This is a genomic window from Marinobacter salicampi (assembly GCF_011074795.1).
GTDB lineage: Bacteria > Pseudomonadota > Gammaproteobacteria > Pseudomonadales > Oleiphilaceae > Marinobacter > Marinobacter salicampi.
In genome coordinates this window covers 1-15,052 of record NZ_JAAMPF010000027.1, presented here as the reverse complement: position 1 = coordinate 15,052, position 15,052 = coordinate 1, and the positions used below count along the sequence as shown (strand labels likewise).

Annotated in this window: 12 protein-coding genes; 8 read left to right on the top strand and 4 right to left on the bottom strand. The window is 56.3% G+C overall.

Annotated elements, in window-relative coordinates:
• Positions 1-10: 10 nt before the first annotated feature.
• Positions 11-1,219 (bottom strand): acetyl-CoA C-acetyltransferase, encoded by a 1,209-nt coding sequence (locus G7W63_RS15660; RefSeq protein WP_166260304.1) that lies wholly within the window; start codon positions 1,217-1,219, stop codon positions 11-13.
• A 215-nt stretch (positions 1,220-1,434) separates the two neighbouring features.
• Between G7W63_RS15660 and G7W63_RS15655 the strand changes: the two genes are divergently transcribed.
• A complete protein-coding gene (locus G7W63_RS15655; RefSeq protein WP_166260301.1) occupies positions 1,435-1,698 on the top strand; it encodes a late competence development ComFB family protein in 264 nt (87 codons plus the stop codon).
• Between the two features lie 50 nt (positions 1,699-1,748).
• Here the strand turns inward: G7W63_RS15655 and G7W63_RS15650 are convergent, their stop codons facing one another.
• Positions 1,749-4,250 carry a DUF349 domain-containing protein gene (locus G7W63_RS15650; RefSeq protein ID WP_166260298.1) on the bottom strand — a complete coding sequence of 834 codons (2,502 nt, stop codon included), beginning with the start codon at positions 4,248-4,250 and terminating at the stop codon, positions 1,749-1,751.
• Positions 4,251-4,431: 181 nt separating this feature from the next.
• Here G7W63_RS15650 and G7W63_RS15645 point away from each other — a divergent pair, with 181 nt between their 5' ends.
• Positions 4,432-4,944 carry a regulatory protein RecX gene (locus tag G7W63_RS15645; protein WP_166260295.1) on the top strand — a complete coding sequence of 171 codons (513 nt, stop codon included), beginning with the start codon at positions 4,432-4,434 and terminating at the stop codon, positions 4,942-4,944.
• Positions 4,945-4,992: 48 nt separating this feature from the next.
• Here G7W63_RS15645 and mltF read toward each other — a convergent pair whose 3' ends face one another.
• On the bottom strand, positions 4,993-6,477 hold the full coding sequence (gene mltF / locus G7W63_RS15640; RefSeq protein ID WP_166260567.1) for a membrane-bound lytic murein transglycosylase MltF: 1,485 nt from the start codon (positions 6,475-6,477) through the stop codon (positions 4,993-4,995).
• 457 nt (positions 6,478-6,934) lie between these two features.
• Between mltF and purL the strand changes: the two genes are divergently transcribed.
• Positions 6,935-10,840, top strand: coding sequence for a phosphoribosylformylglycinamidine synthase (gene purL, locus G7W63_RS15635; protein WP_166260292.1), 3,906 nt, complete (start codon positions 6,935-6,937; stop codon positions 10,838-10,840).
• A gap of 599 nt (positions 10,841-11,439) precedes the next feature.
• The gene (locus G7W63_RS15630; protein WP_166260289.1) at positions 11,440-11,751 is read left to right on the top strand and encodes a YqfO family protein; all 312 of its coding nucleotides are present in this window, start codon (positions 11,440-11,442) and stop codon (positions 11,749-11,751) included.
• A gap of 21 nt (positions 11,752-11,772) precedes the next feature.
• Here G7W63_RS15630 and G7W63_RS15625 read toward each other — a convergent pair whose 3' ends face one another.
• Positions 11,773-12,324 carry an NUDIX hydrolase gene (locus G7W63_RS15625; protein ID WP_166260286.1) on the bottom strand — a complete coding sequence of 184 codons (552 nt, stop codon included), beginning with the start codon at positions 12,322-12,324 and terminating at the stop codon, positions 11,773-11,775.
• Positions 12,325-12,413: 89 nt separating this feature from the next.
• Between G7W63_RS15625 and G7W63_RS15620 the strand changes: the two genes are divergently transcribed.
• Genes G7W63_RS15620 through purT form a run of 4 tightly spaced genes read left to right on the top strand, consistent with a single transcriptional unit; the run spans position 12,414 to position 14,960 of the window.
• A complete protein-coding gene (locus G7W63_RS15620; RefSeq protein ID WP_166260283.1) occupies positions 12,414-12,992 on the top strand; it encodes an NUDIX hydrolase in 579 nt (192 codons plus the stop codon).
• Between the two features lie 23 nt (positions 12,993-13,015).
• Positions 13,016-13,552 (top strand): gamma carbonic anhydrase family protein, encoded by a 537-nt coding sequence (locus G7W63_RS15615; RefSeq protein ID WP_166260280.1) that lies wholly within the window; start codon positions 13,016-13,018, stop codon positions 13,550-13,552.
• The gene (locus G7W63_RS15610) at positions 13,549-13,731 is read left to right on the top strand and encodes a DUF1289 domain-containing protein (RefSeq protein WP_166260277.1); all 183 of its coding nucleotides are present in this window, start codon (positions 13,549-13,551) and stop codon (positions 13,729-13,731) included. Before G7W63_RS15615 ends, G7W63_RS15610 begins: the two co-directional genes overlap by 4 nt.
• A 47-nt stretch (positions 13,732-13,778) precedes the next feature.
• Entirely contained in the window at positions 13,779-14,960 is a 1,182-nt protein-coding gene (gene purT, locus G7W63_RS15605; protein WP_166260274.1) for a formate-dependent phosphoribosylglycinamide formyltransferase, read from the top strand.
• Positions 14,961-15,052: the final 92 nt, after the last annotated feature.

Sequence of the window (15,052 nt, the reverse complement as noted above, 5' to 3'; positions counted from 1 at the left end):
AATCGCGGACTTAACAGCGTTCGATGATGGTGGCGATGCCCATGCCGCCGCCCACGCACAAGGTGGCCAGACCGTATCGCAGTTCACGCCGCTCCAGTTCATCCAGGAGGGTACCCAGGATCATGGCACCGGTTGCGCCCAGAGGATGGCCCATGGCGATGGCGCCGCCATTTACATTCACTTTCTCGTCGGGCACCGATAGCTCACGCTGAAAACGCATAACCACCGATGCAAATGCTTCGTTGACCTCGAACAGATCAATCTGGTCGGCGGTCAAGCCAGCTTTCGCAAGGGCCTTGCGAGCTGCCGGCGCCGGGCCCGTGAGCATGATGGTCGGGTCGGTACTGGTCACAGCGGTCGCGAGTATGCGAGCCCGCGGCTTCAGGCCGAGCTCCTTGCCCTTGGCTTCGCTGCCGATCAGCATGGCCGTGGCGCCATCCACAATGCCGGACGAGTTGCCGGCGTGGTGAACATGATTGATGCGCTCCACATGGTGGTACTTTTCCCGCGCCACGCCATCAAAGCCCATTTCGCCCATCATCTGGAACGATGGTTTGAGCTGGCCCAGGGACTCAACGGTGGTGTTACCCCTGACATGTTCGTCTTGCGCAAGGATCATGACGCCGTTCTGATCGGTAACAGGAATAATAGAGTGTTTGAAGTAGCCTTTTTCCCAGGCGTTCGCAGCTTTTTGCTGACTGCGGACCGCAAACGCGTCCACATCAGCCCGGCTGAATCCCTCCAGGGTGGCGATAAGATCTGCGCCAATACCCTGGGGCATGAATCCGGTATGCAGATTGGTCGCCGGGTCCGTGGCCCAGGCCCCGCCGTCGGAACCCATGGGCACCCGGGACATGGCCTCGACGCCGCCGGCGACGACCATGTCTTCCCAGCCGGACCGAACCTTCATGGCGGCAAGATTGACGGCCTCGAGCCCGGAGGCGCAAAAACGGTTGAGGGTGACCCCTGCCACGACCTCATCCCAATCTGCCGCCAAGGCCGCAGTTTTTGCAATGTCAGCCCCCTGATCACCCACCGCGGTGACGCAGCCCATGACAATGTCATCAACCTGTGACGTGTCCAGTGTGTTCCGTTCCTGAAGCGCCTTCAGAACAGTAGTAAGGAGAGTTATCGGCTTGACGCTGTGGAGGGAGCCGTCTTTTTTGCCGCGTCCTCTTGGGGTGCGAACTGCGTCGAAGATGTACGCCTCGGTGGTCATTACTGATCCTCTGGTATTGATTGGGGGAGGGCGGGTCCAGAACAGGGTCCCGATGGCTAACCATAGCCGTTGAGCTGCGGTCGGGTAATGACCACCGCTGCCAATCGGAGTGACGAAAATGCTCAGTGGATCTTGCGAGTCTGCCACAAACCATGACATTACCGGCGGGCCACTCTATTGTTAAGCCTGAAGTACCTAATAGCCGAGGATGTAATATGTCGCTGCTGGACACCATTGATAACTTCTACGAGCGTCTGGTTGCAGATGCGGTCGAGGAAACGCGGGAGGATAACGATTCTCAGGATACTCTGTCCGATATTATGTGTGTCGCCCTGAACCGCCTGCCACCACGCTATTTCCGCCATACCATCGACATGATGTTCTACCTGGCTGATCCCGAATTGCAGGAGATGCGGGAGCGGGTTGCCGTAGCCGTTGCAGAGGCGCGGGTGTTTGTTAAAACCCACCAGCGAGACTAGCGGTATTTAGCATGGGGCCCGTTTCAGGCCCCAGAATCCCGCCGCTCTGCTCAGCCAGGCTGTGGCAGAGCTGGACGAGCCAGGGCAGCGTCAACGGCCGAGCTGAGCCTTTTTGTCAGCTCTTCTGTTATTTCGTTGTCAGGGGTTGCTATACACCATGCCGCAACCAGGTTCTCCATCTGTTTTGCTACGGTGCCACCAGCCCCGCTGCCGCTCATTCCCTCTGCAAGACGTCTAACCTGAATCTCCATGCGTCTGGCCTGATCGGCCTCCGGCGACGGCACGGTGGTCAAGATCTCTGCGCGGATCACCAGGTCCCGAGCCGGTGTGCCGGCATAGCCCTGCGCCATCGCCTGCCATGCTGCCGGATAATCCGGGGCTTCATCAGCTGGCTCCGCCCGCTGCCATATCAGCGCCTGCCACTGGCCGGCCTGTTGGCGCAGGATAAGACTGTCACGCACACCGGACAGACGTTCGGTTTCGCCGCGTAAACTGCTGGTCATGGCGGCAGAGGAGGGCTGTGATTGGGCATCTTTCAGACCGGCGAGAGCTGCGGTGACCTCAGTCAGGTCTGGCAGGTCCTCATCGTTTTCTGTCAGCGCCAGGCCTGCAGAGTGCTCCAGAAGTTGACCGAGGTGTTCCTCAGCAGCCCGTGTCTGGGATTGCTGCTCTTCCTTTTCCTGAGCACGGCGGGCAAAGACCTGATCACAGGCGGCACGGAAGGTCTGCCACAACTTGCGGTCCTGTCGGTGCCTGGTGATTCCGATGGCTTTCCATTCGGTTTGCAGGGACTTGGCCTGGTTCATGGCTTCAGGCAGAGGATCATGGTTTACCAGTGCCTGGGCGCGCTCAACTATATCCTGCTTCAGGGCTTCATTTTTATCCCGCTCCCGATTCAGCGGTTCCTCAACCCGGCCCAGTAGGTCGTCAAAGCGTTTCTGGAGCGGGCGATTGTCCCGAAAATCCACGGGCCAGGCAGACTTCCACTCGTCCCGTGCTACCCGATGAATCTGTTCAACGGCCTTCCAGTCAGCCTGGTTCCAGTCTGTGTCACGGACGAAGAGTTCCAGTTCGTCACAGATGGTCTCACGGGTGGCCAGATTGTTCTTCTTGAGTCCGGATTTAGCGGAAAAATACTCCTTGCAGGGTTCGTAGGCTCGGTCTGAGGCTGCTTTGAACCGCTGCCATAGGGTCCGGTCCGACGAGCCTCCGAGCTCGCGCCACTCATTTTGCAGCTCCTTGATTTTCTCTGCCTTGATTTCTGGCTCAAGAGGCTGATCAGCGAGGTGCTCCATGTGTTCGCAAAGCTCGATCTGTTTGGGCTGAGTCGCAAACCCCTGCCAATCCTGAAGTTCATGGAGCTGGCCTGACAACAGTTGAAGGCGGGCCTGGAGCGGGCGACCATGGCGCGCATCCAGGCTGCGGTGCAAACTCTGAGCCTGCTTGAACAGTTGCCTGGAAGGCTTGAGTTGGCGTGCTTCCAGCGCTGCCTCCAGTTTTTCCAGCATGGTTTCAAGTTCGGCAACCTGGGAGGTCTGTTGCTCGGCCTTCGGTGCCGGCGTGGGCCTGGCTTCAGCGATTGCCATGCTCAATCTGGTCAGTGTGGTAGGGCGGGTAAAGCCGTCCGGCCAGGCCAACTCTTCCAGAATGGTCTGGGCCTGGGCGTGCCAGTCCTCCGGTGGGGCACCCGTCGAGGCCTCGCCCAGTAATTCGTCAATTCGGCTGGTATGCTGGCTGAACCGTTGGACGGCCGAGATATACCCCCGCAGGGCATGCATTAGAGCTTCATAGGCCCGTTGTTCGGCTTTCTCCACCTGGGTTTCACGGGTTGCCTCCAGCCAACGGTTTTCCTGGGTTTTTTGCATGGCGTCAAGAGCCGCAAGTGAGGCCAGATGATCTTCAGGCTGAGCTTTCAGTTCTTCGATTGTTGCTTTCATGAGTTCGAGGGTATTGTTCCGTTCCACCGCTTTATTGGCGTGGATCTGCTCCTGCTCCTGCTCATAGCGCTGGGCGTTGATGCGCTCCCTGGATTGGTGCACAGCCCGTAAAAATTTAGCGGCCTGCTCAGGTGTGGCGAGGCTTTCCGCGTCTTTCCAGTGTTTGAGAAGGTTTTCCAGCCGGGCCTCGTAGAGTCGCGTGTTTTCAGTCCGGGCATGCTCCTCGGCCTGATGCACGATGTCTTCCGCCATCTGGGCCAGGCGCTGCTGCTCCGACTCAATGTCCCGGATCTGCTGGAGCTTCTGACGCACGACCTGGTAGACGTTCTTGTCCCGGCCCCGGGCAGCCTTTTGAAGTCGCTGCAACGCCTCACGATCATTTAGGCTTTCGGCTGCAGTCAGCCGGATGTCGGCCGCCTTACCCTCGAGGGCAAGGGTTTCCAGCTGCTGTGTTGTGGGATAGCCCTGCAGCAACTTGCGCTGTTCCGCGACCATATCCTGTGCCTGTGCCTGTGCCTGTGCCTGAACGTCAGGCGCTTTGACGGGTGCTTTGGCGGGCGAGGAGGGTTTGGCGGTCTTGCGGCCCCTGAACAGTCTCTGAATGAATGCGGCCATAGAAAATACCTTCTAATGTTGGTCAGGTCCTAGCGGCCGGATAAGGGGTAAAGACCGCTACAAGTCGGCAACTCTCCCCAGGGAGAGGCTGGTACATTGATGGGTGCCCGGACTTTTTTTCGTTGGCCCCGGCTCCCAGCGACGGTAGTCTAGCGTTTTGTCGGCGACTGCGGGAAGGGTCATGGGGCTAAATAAAGAAACGACAGATAATACCGTTCAGACTACTCGTGCAACAGCCCTCCGATTGCTGGCCCGTCGTGAACACAGCCGCCTCGAACTCACCATCAAACTGCGCCAGAGAAAACTGCCTGATCCGGTTATTGCGGCTGTGCTGGATGAGTTTGAGGACGAAGGCTGGCTGAGTGACGAGCGGTTTGCTGATGTATACGGGCGTCAGCGCCGGGATCTCGGCTACGGCCCCCTACGCATCCGTAGCGAGCTTCAGCGGCGCGGGGTGGATCACTGGCCTCCCTCGCTCGCGGCCATGACTGATCAGGACTGGGCGATGCTCGCCACCCGGGCTCGGGCGAAAAAATTTGGGCTAGAGCAATTGGCAGAGGACTGGTCGGAGAAAGCGCGGCAGGCAAGGTTTCTTGCCCAGAGGGGATTCGGCGGAGAGCATGCAGAGCAGGCCCTGGAGGCCACGAGCGAAGAGGCGCTGGTTTTTTCAGGGCATACCCGCGGTTGGCTTTAAGTCCAGGCAGACTGATTGATATGTTCAGCTAGAGGTTAGAGGCGACTACTAAAGGGTAGGTGGGGTCATGCCCAAAGCCTTGGGCAGTGCTTGAGAATCGTCAGAGGTTCTATCGGACGTGGTGCCCTCGCCTCCGTCAGAATAGTTTTCTCCGTAGGTTTCCCGTTGTGCCAGCTGATCGGTGGCCACGCTCGGGCTTTTCATCCAGGCTAGGACATCGTAGTAACGTCGGATGTTTTGTACATAGGCGACCGGTTCATGGCCGCGAGCATAACCGTAGCGTGTCTTGGAGTACCACTCTTTCTGTGCCAGAAGGGGCAGGAACTCCTTGACGTCCATCCAACGGTCGGGGTTCTTCCCCGCGTCTTCAGTCAGTATGCGCGCATCCTCCAGATGCCCGAAACCCACGTTGTAGGAGGCCAGCGCAAACCAGGTGCGATCCGGCTCCGGTATCCGCTCAGGGATTTTTGCATGAACAATCTTAAAGTAGCGAGCGCCCCCCTGAATGCTTTTCTCAGGATCCAGTCGGTCGTCAATCCCAATCTGACTGGCGGTGTTGCGGGTAAGCATCATCAACCCCCGAACTCCGGTTGGGGACTTTGCGTTGGGCCGCCAATGAGACTCCTGATACCCGATGGCCGCAAGCAGGCGCCAGTCCATCTGTTCCGTCGAGGCATAATCCTGGAAGAGCGTTTCGTAGGTCGGTAGCCGGTTACGCACATGGTGAACGAATGTCCGCGCGCCAACATAGTTGAGGCGGTCGAGATGCCCGTAAAAACGCTCCTTTATTTGCGCCAGGCTGCCATCCTGTTCAACACGCTCAAAAAATTCACCGGCTGCTTTTACCAGGCTGTCGTCCTGGACCTTGGGTAATAACCAGGCCAGATTTTCAGGTTCGTTCAGGCTGAAGCTGCTCTTCACATCTGGGAAAAACACCTGATTCAGGGCGAGCTCGTTACTATCAATGATCGCAACACCAAACTCTCCCGATTCCACGCGTTTCAGAATGCCGGCGGTATCCAGATCGGGATGAGCCTGCCATTGCAGGGAACCGATTTCCTGGGAGAGGTTCTCGAGGTGACGAATGTGGTTGCTGTCAGGAAGAACATGGACAATGGTGCTGGCAAGATCTTCAGGTGACTTGGGCCGGCTTTCGTCACGATTATAGATGACCACTGACTCGGTCGTCAGGCGTGTCGGAACGGTATGAAAACGGGTTTTCTGGGCTTCATTTGCAGCCAGGCCGGCCAAGCCAATGTGAGCATAGTTACGGTCCAGCACTGACAGTATTTCCGCATTGCCGTCCACGACACGAACCCGCAGTTCAACACCAAGATCGTCCGCGAAGCGCTTGGCCAGCTCGTACTCAAAACCAGACGGACCGTCCCGGCCCTCGTAATACACAGAAGGAGCGTTGCGGGTAATAACGTGAAGGACGCCTTCCGAGCGGATTTCTTCCAGGGTGGTGGGCTGTGAGCAGCCGGCCACAACAGCAGCCAGTCCGACCAGGGCCAGTTGCTGAAAATAAGCCATGCGATTGATCAAGCGGTGTTGTGCCAAATCCTTAGTCTCCCGTACAGCAAGTCCGAAGGTGTACGTTGCGATTAGCTCCCCGATCACTTTTAAGGAGAGCCCGTTAGCCGATATGGCTTCGAAAGGCGCGGGTCTAGCTTCCATGCGTCGAGCCAATGATCGCTCAGACCTTCAGTTGGGGTCAATGAATTGTGCGTTATGTGTGCAAAATCCTGTTAACTGCCCGCGTTCTATATATCCGTTGGCCTGTTTCATACTGGCAATCACTAAGATGTACGGAACTGTGGATGTTTCTCTAGCGGAATTTGACGACTTCCCCGGCTGTATCCGGAGCCGGCTTTCCAGTATTATTGCCGGCTTCAGAACGAGGGGTAATGTACGGTCGCCGGGTAACAGCCAGGCCGATTGCCGGACATGCGCTCGTGCTCCCAGATACGCGTGAAAACAGGTTTAGACCATGCTGGAACTTCGTGGCGCACCCGCGCTCTCGCCATTTCGCATCGAAAAGTTGCTGAGTCAGGTTAAGGACGTCGTTCCCGAGGTGGGCCACATCTATGCCGAATTCATGCACTTTGTCGACCTCAACTCGGATCTTTCCGAGGCTGATGAGGCGGTGCTGGGTCGCTTGCTCACCTATGGGCCGTCCATTCCGGCAGAGCAACCCGATGGCATACTGTTCCTGGTGGTCCCAAGGCCTGGGACACTGTCTCCCTGGTCCAGCAAGGCTACGGATATAGCCCACAACTGCGGTTTGCAGCAGATCCGCCGAATTGAGCGGGGAACAGCGTTTTATGTTCAGGCTGCCAACAAGCTGGGCCTTGAGCAGCGGGAGCTGATTGCCGCCCTTCTCCATGACCGGATGACCCAGACCGTATTCCATGAAGTGGGCGGTGCTGAGTTGCTGTTCAGCAAGAATGAACCCAAGGCTCTGGACCGGGTGCCCGTACTTGATGGCGGGCGCAAGGCGCTGGTTGAAGCCAATGATCGGCTTGGGCTGGCGCTGGCAGAAGATGAGATCGAATACCTTGAGCGGTCGTTTAATGATCTTGACCGGGATCCGACCGACGTCGAATTGATGATGTTTGCCCAGGCCAACTCCGAGCACTGTCGGCACAAAATTTTTAATGCCTCCTGGGATATTGACGGCGAGGGTCAGCAGAAGTCCCTGTTCGGAATGATCAAGAATACCTTCGAAATGAATAGTGAAGGGGTCTTGTCCGCTTACAAGGATAACGCTTCGGTTATCGCGGGAAACACCGGCGGTCGCTTCTTCCCGGATCCCGAATCCCGAGTGTACGGCTACAATTCTGAAGATATCCACATTCTGATGAAGGTGGAGACCCACAACCATCCAACTGCGATCTCACCTTTCGCCGGAGCCGCCACCGGTTCCGGCGGGGAAATCCGTGACGAGGGTGCGACCGGCCGAGGTTCCAAGCCCAAGGCCGGACTGAGCGGCTTCTCAGTCTCGGATCTAAATCTTCCCGGTGACATTCAACCATGGGAGCAGGGCTACGGCAAACCTGACCGTATCGCGTCGGCCCTGGACATTATGATTGATGGCCCGATTGGAGCTGCATCGTTCAATAATGAGTTTGGCCGCCCTAATCTGGCAGGTTACTTTCGCACGTTTGAGCAAAAGGTAGCGGGTCCGGCAGGGGATGAGGTCCGCGGTTATCACAAGCCGATCATGATCGCCGGTGGGCTCGGCAATATCCGGCCCGAACACGTCGAGAAAGGTGAAATCCCGGTGGGCGCCAAGTTGATTGTGCTTGGCGGTCCTTCGATGCTGATCGGACTGGGTGGCAGCGCAGCCTCATCCATGGACAGTGGTACCAGCCAGGAAAATCTGGACTTTGCCTCCGTCCAGCGGGACAACCCGGAAATGGAGCGGCGTTGTCAGGAAGTTATAGACCGCTGCTGGCAGATGGGGGATAAAACGCCGATCTGCTTTATCCATGATGTGGGCGCGGGCGGTCTGTCCAATGCCATGCCAGAACTGGTGAAAGACGGCGGCCGTGGTGGCAAATTCGAGCTGCGGGATATCCCCAACGACGAGCCCGGCATGTCGCCACTGGAAATCTGGTGCAACGAATCCCAGGAGCGCTATGTGCTGGCGGTGGCGCCAGAGCATCTCGAGACGTTTGATGCAATCTGTCGTCGTGAGCGCTGCCCGTATGCGGTCATCGGCGAAGCGACCGAGGCTCATCACCTTGCTCTGGAAGACGCATATTTTGGTAATAATGCGGTCGACCTACCCATGGAGGTACTGTTTGGCAAGCCGCCCCGTATGCACCGGAGCGTGCGGCGCTCTTCCTTTACCAAGCCCATTTTCGACTCTACCGAAGTGGATCTTGAAGAGGCTGTGCAGCGAGTTCTGAGACTGCCTTCGGTGGGCAGCAAGAGTTTCCTTATCACGATCGGCGACAGAACGATTACAGGCCTCGTGGCACGGGATCAGATGGTAGGCCCCTGGCAGGTGCCGGTTGCTGACGTTGCCGTCACTGCAGCTTCGTTTGACACCTACGCCGGTGAAGCCATGGCGATGGGCGAGCGCACGCCCGTCGCGACAATCGATGCACCTGCTTCAGGAAGGATGGCCGTAGGTGAGGCAATTACCAACCTGGCCGCGGCACCCATTGGCAAGCTTTCCGATATTCGGCTCTCAGCAAACTGGATGGCTGCCGCGGGGCATCCGGGTGAAGACGAAAATCTGTACGAGACGGTCAAGGCCATCGGCATGGAGCTTTGTCCGGCCCTGGGGATATCGATTCCTGTAGGAAAGGATTCCATGTCCATGAAGACCGTCTGGGAGGATGAGAGTGGGAAACAGAAGAGTGTAACCGCGCCACTTTCCCTGGTGATCAGCGGTTTCGCTCCGGTAACGGATATCCGCAAAACGTTGACGCCTCAGCTTAGGACTGACTGTGGTGAAACCGACCTGATCCTGATCGACTTGGCGGCAGGCCAAAACCGCCTAGGCGGTTCCGCCTTGGCCCAGGTATTCGATCATGTGGGAGCCGTTGCGCCCGATCTGGATGACCCAGAAGACATGGTCGCATTCTTTGCAGTCATCCAGGGTCTCAATAGCGACGACAAGTTGCTGGCCTACCACGACAGGTCCGATGGCGGTCTCTTCGTAACACTTGCAGAGATGAGTTTTGCCAGCCACTGCGGTCTGGAGATCAAGCTTGATGGCCTTGCCGAAAAGCCTGCCCAGTTTGCCAGGGAGTTGTTCAATGAAGAACTCGGTGCAGTAGTCCAGGTCCGTCGCGACGATACTGCGTTCGTGCTACAGCAATTCTCGGCGGCAGGTCTGGGTGAGCACGCCTCAGTCATTGGCACGCTGAACAGTGACGACCGGATCCGCTTCGGGTTTGGCGGCGAGTACGTTATTGACAGGCCTCGGGCCGAGCTGCAGCGGCTATGGGCCGAGACCAGCTATCGGATTCAGGCCTTACGGGATAATGCCGATTGTGCACAACAGGAATTCGATAATCTGTTGGCGACCGGTGATAAGGGCTTGTCTTCCCACCTTACGTTTGATCCCCAGGAAGATGTAACCGCTCCCCTTGCCGGCAACGGACCTCGACCAAGAGTTGCGATCCTGCGGGAGCAGGGCGTCAATGGACAGGTTGAGATGGCGGCAGCCTTCGACCGCGCGGGTTTCGAAGCCATTGACGTCCACATGAGTGATCTATTATCAGGCAGAGTCAGCCTGGAAGGCTTCAGGGTCCTGGTCGCCTGTGGCGGGTTCTCGTACGGCGATGTGCTTGGGGCCGGTGGCGGATGGGCCAAATCCATTCTGTTCAATCCACGATTAAGAGAGCAATTCGCTGCTTTCTTCGAGCGACCGGATACCTTGTCCCTTGGGATATGTAATGGCTGTCAGATGTTATCAAGCATTCGCGAACTCATACCGGGTAGCGAGGGCTGGCCGAGATTTGTCCGGAACCAGTCCGAGCAGTTCGAGGCCCGTCTCGTCATGGTCGAGGTGAAAGAAACCAACTCTGTCTTCCTCCAGGGCATGGCCGGCTCGCGTATACCTGTTGCGGTAGCCCACGGGGAAGGTCAGATAGAGTTTGGCAGTGAGGCTGAAAGAGATCAGTTGCTTAACTCCGGACGCGTGACGTTGAAGTTCGTTGACCATGATGGACTCGAGACAGAGCGTTATCCCTTCAATCCCAACGGATCACAGCGGGGTATTACAGGGGTTACCTCGGCCGACGGCCGCGTGTCCATCTTGATGCCACACCCTGAGCGGGTCTTCCGGTCAGCCCAGTTCTCTTGGAAGCCGGATAATTGGGGGGAGGATGGGCCCTGGCTTCGGCTGTTCAGGAACGCCCGGCAGTGGCTCGGTTGATGGCTTTGTCTTAGAGCAAGGCCATAGGCTGAACAAGCCGGTTGCGTCATTTCTCCCGTGGAATGGTGCAATCGGCTTTTTCATGTTTAATGTAGTAACAAGTAACAAGTCGCGTTACTAGGCGTATCAATGCTTGTGTATATTTGTGCTACATAGCTACGACTACGAAAAACCGTCACTGATAAGCCGAAATCTGCGCCAAGTTTTAGCTTAAAATAGACGTTTCGAAGCGCTTTTTCTTCTTGACTTACCGGTTTTATGCACATTTTCAACCAGCTCCTGCCGGTTCTTTAAACAAACTGTCCATTTATGCTTCAACTCCTGAAGCTGATAACTAACCTTTTGAAAATAAAGGATAAAATTAGTTAGGCCAATTTGTCGCCAATTTGTTCCCTGGGCTGTAATGACAGGGGGTTAGGAGGCATTCCCCAAATCTTTCCCCAGAGTTATCCACAGATTCTGTGGGTAACTTTCTTAGCCTTTGAAAAAGAAAAAATTACCGGATATACCAGGGTGCGAGCATGGTTTTTGGGCCCGACATTGTGTCAGTATTTTCCAATGCTTTAGAAATGCCCATAAGGTAAGCCGCGAGGTGTCTTGTGTATAAACTGTGCTATTTCGTACCTGAAACCCATCTCGAGCCGACCAAGACAGCCCTGTTTATGGTGGGGGCTGGTCGGATCGGAGACTACGACTCCTGTGCCTGGCAATGCGAAGGCAACGGTCAGTTCCGGCCCCTGGCGGGAAGTCAGCCGTTTCTGGGTCAGGAAGGAGCGCTGGAGGTTGTAAAAGAGTTCAAGGTTGAGCTGGTATGTGAGGATGAGGTCATCGACCAGGCGATCTCGGCTCTGAAAGGGGCTCACCCCTATGAGGAGCCTGCCTATGAGGTCTATCGAATGGAAGCAAAGTAAAGCGGTGCACTGACATCGATACTAGTCTTTCTTTTGGTCCATACGATGGCGGATGTCACTGACATGAAGTGTAAAGCGACCGTTACGCTGCTCTTCTATAAAATGTTCCAGCGTTCGTTTGACCGTAGGGAAGGAAATTTCACTCCACGGAATGTTGTCCGGCTCGAAAAGTTCCGTCTCCAATGATTCCTCTCCTGCGCCATAGATGGCGTCCTTCATGGATGCACGGTAGAACATATGGACCTGATCTATGTGAGGGACATGGATGATGGAGTAAAGCTCTTCGATGGTAACGTCCGCCAGGGCTTCCTCCCAGGTTTCCCGCCTGGCCGCCTCATCTGTGGTTTCAGTGTTTTCCATGTACCCTGCCGGAAGGGTCCAGTACCCGTACCTGGGTTCGATGGCTCGCTTGCAAAGCAAAATGCGGCCGTCCCAGACGGGAACTGTTCCAGCAACGATGCGGGGGTTCTGGTAGTGGATAGTCTCGCAGCTTGAACAAACGAATCGATGGCGGTTGTCGCCGGCCGGAATCCGGTGCTCAACAGGATGGCCGCATGTGCTGCAATATTTCATGTAAACCCCCGTATACTCTGTGAAGCGCCAGTGTAACTTTCTCGTTTCCCGGTGTCTCACTCAACTTTGATCGCAGCGAGGCGTGTGTTTTGCGTGACATACTGACAGAACGATTGGCGGGGTATGCTCCCAGACAGTTGGCTCTGGACTACCCCGAAGCGGGCATCCTTGTGCCAGTAACGGACAATACGCAAAACCCGGAGATCATCTTTACGTTGAGGTCCGCCAATATGACCACCCACCGCGGCCAGGTCTCTTTCCCCGGCGGCCGACGTGACCCTGAGGATCCGTCCCTTCAGCATACCGCCCTTCGGGAGACCCATGAGGAGATAGGGCTGCCGCCGGAGCAGGTCCAGATAGTTGCGCCGCTAAGCCAGGTCATGTCCCGCTACGGTATTCTCGTTACGCCCTATGTGGGGGTTGTACCCGAGGCGCATCCTCTGAGTGCCAATCCGGCTGAAATCGAGACAATATTCCGGGTGCCGGTATCCTATTTTCTTGAAGATAGACGCGAAAGGACAGACGCTCTCGATTTCCTAAGCAATACCTACTATGTGCCCTGCTATCGCTGGGAGCGTTTTCAGATATGGGGACTGTCGGCTGTGGTTCTGGTCGACTTTCTGAATGCGGTGTACGATGCCGGCATTGACCTGCTAGAGCCCCGGTAAACCGAAACTATAGAGGGACAGTTATGATATTTGAGCTTGGCGATCGCAAACCTGAGTTGAAGGGCGGTGATCATTTTATCGCCGAAAACGCAACGGTTATCGGCAGCGTTGTACTGGGTGACCGTTCCAGTGTCTGGTTTAACGTGGTGATTCGTGGGGACAACGACTTGATCTCCATTGGTCCTGAAACCAATATCCAGGACGGTTCGGTCCTTCATACGGACTCAGGCGTCAAGCTTACCCTGGGCCGCGGCGTCACGGTTGGGCACAAGGCCATGCTTCACGGGTGTACAGTGGGGGATTACTCTCTGATCGGTATCAATGCGGTGGTTCTCAACGGTGCCCGTATCGGAAAGCACTGTCTCATTGGCGCAAATGCGTTGATTCCCGAAGGCATGGATGTACCTGACGGGTCCCTGGTAGTGGGGTCGCCGGGCAAGATCAAGCGTGAACTGAATGAAAGCCAGCGTAAGATGCTGGAGCTCAGTGCTGATCACTACGTGCAAAACGCTGCCCGTTACCGTACGGCGCTGAAGCCCGTCAGGGTCGATGGAGCATGACAGTGGCTGACAAAGTACGCTCGCCTTGTGTGAGCGTATGCGCACTGGATGAAAACGACGTCTGCATCGGATGCCAGCGAACTGGCGATGAAATAACAGCCTGGAGCGGACTGACAAACGAAGAGCGTCTTGAGGTTCTGAAGAAAGTAGCAGAGCGCGAACGCCAGGTAGCCCTTTAGTCTCTGATTGATCTCACGCTCATACAGAAATAAGTACAGGTAACGTCATGGTCAATATTGGTACGCCGCTCAAGGAGAATGCGTTCAAAGTTCTTTTTTGCGGTGCGGGCGAGTTGGGTAAAGAGGTTGTCATCGAACTCCAGCGCCTGGGTGTAGAGGTTATTGCAGTGGATCGCTATGCCAACGCCCCGGCAATGCAGGTCGCTCATCGCAGCCATGTAGTGGATATGTTGGACCCAATGGAGCTTCGTCGAATAATTGAACAGGAACAGCCCGATCTGGTGGTGCCAGAGATCGAGGCGATCGCCACGTCTGAACTGGTGTTGATGGAAGCCGAGGGGCTAAAGGTCATACCCACAGCTCGGGCCGTCAACCTCACCATGAACCGTGAAGGTATTCGAAGGCTCGCTGCGGAAGAACTGGGATTGGCAACATCGCCCTATCGCTTTGCAGAGTCCCGGGAAGCCTATCACCTTGCCGTCAGGGAAATTGGGCTACCGTGTGTGGTCAAGCCGGTTATGAGTTCGTCGGGCAAAGGGCAGAGTCTGGTGAAGGTGGATCAGGACATTGATCCCGCCTGGGAATATGCCCAAACCGGCGGGCGCGCTGGCAAGGGCAGGGTGATTGTCGAAGGCTTTGTGGATTTTGACTATGAGATTACGCTCCTGACGGTTCGGCACATCAATGGCGTGGCCTTCTGTGACCCTATCGGCCACCGGCAGGAAGATGGCGATTACCGCGAGTCCTGGCAGCCCCAGCCTATGAGTGGCGCGGCTTTGGCCAGTGCTCGAGATATCGCTGCCAAAGTAACGGAGAACCTGGGTGGATATGGCGTCTATGGGGTTGAGTTCTTCGTGAAAGGTGATGAGGTGTACTTTTCCGAAGTTTCGCCACGGCCCCATGATACGGGGCTGGTGACCCTTATTTCACAGGATCTGTCCGAGTTCGCCCTGCACGCCCGGGCTATTCTCGGGTTGCCGGTACCGGTAATCCGGCAGTTGGGTCCGTCTGCCTCTGCTGTAATATTGCCTGACGGGGAGTCAGAGAATCCATCCTTCAACGGCCTTGAAAACGCGCTTGCAGAACCTGATACTCAAATAAGACTGTTTGGTAAACCCGCGATCAGCGGCAGGCGTCGGATGGGGGTTTTGCTTGCCCGAGACGAGACAATAGAAGCGGCCAGGGCCAAAGCAAGCCGTTCCGCAGCGTCTGTTAAAGTGTCGTTTTGATCACCGAATAATCGATCTGGAAGGTTTTAGGTTTTTTTCCAAAATCCCCGTTGACACCTGAGTGGGTGTCTGTAGAATGCGCATCTCCTTCG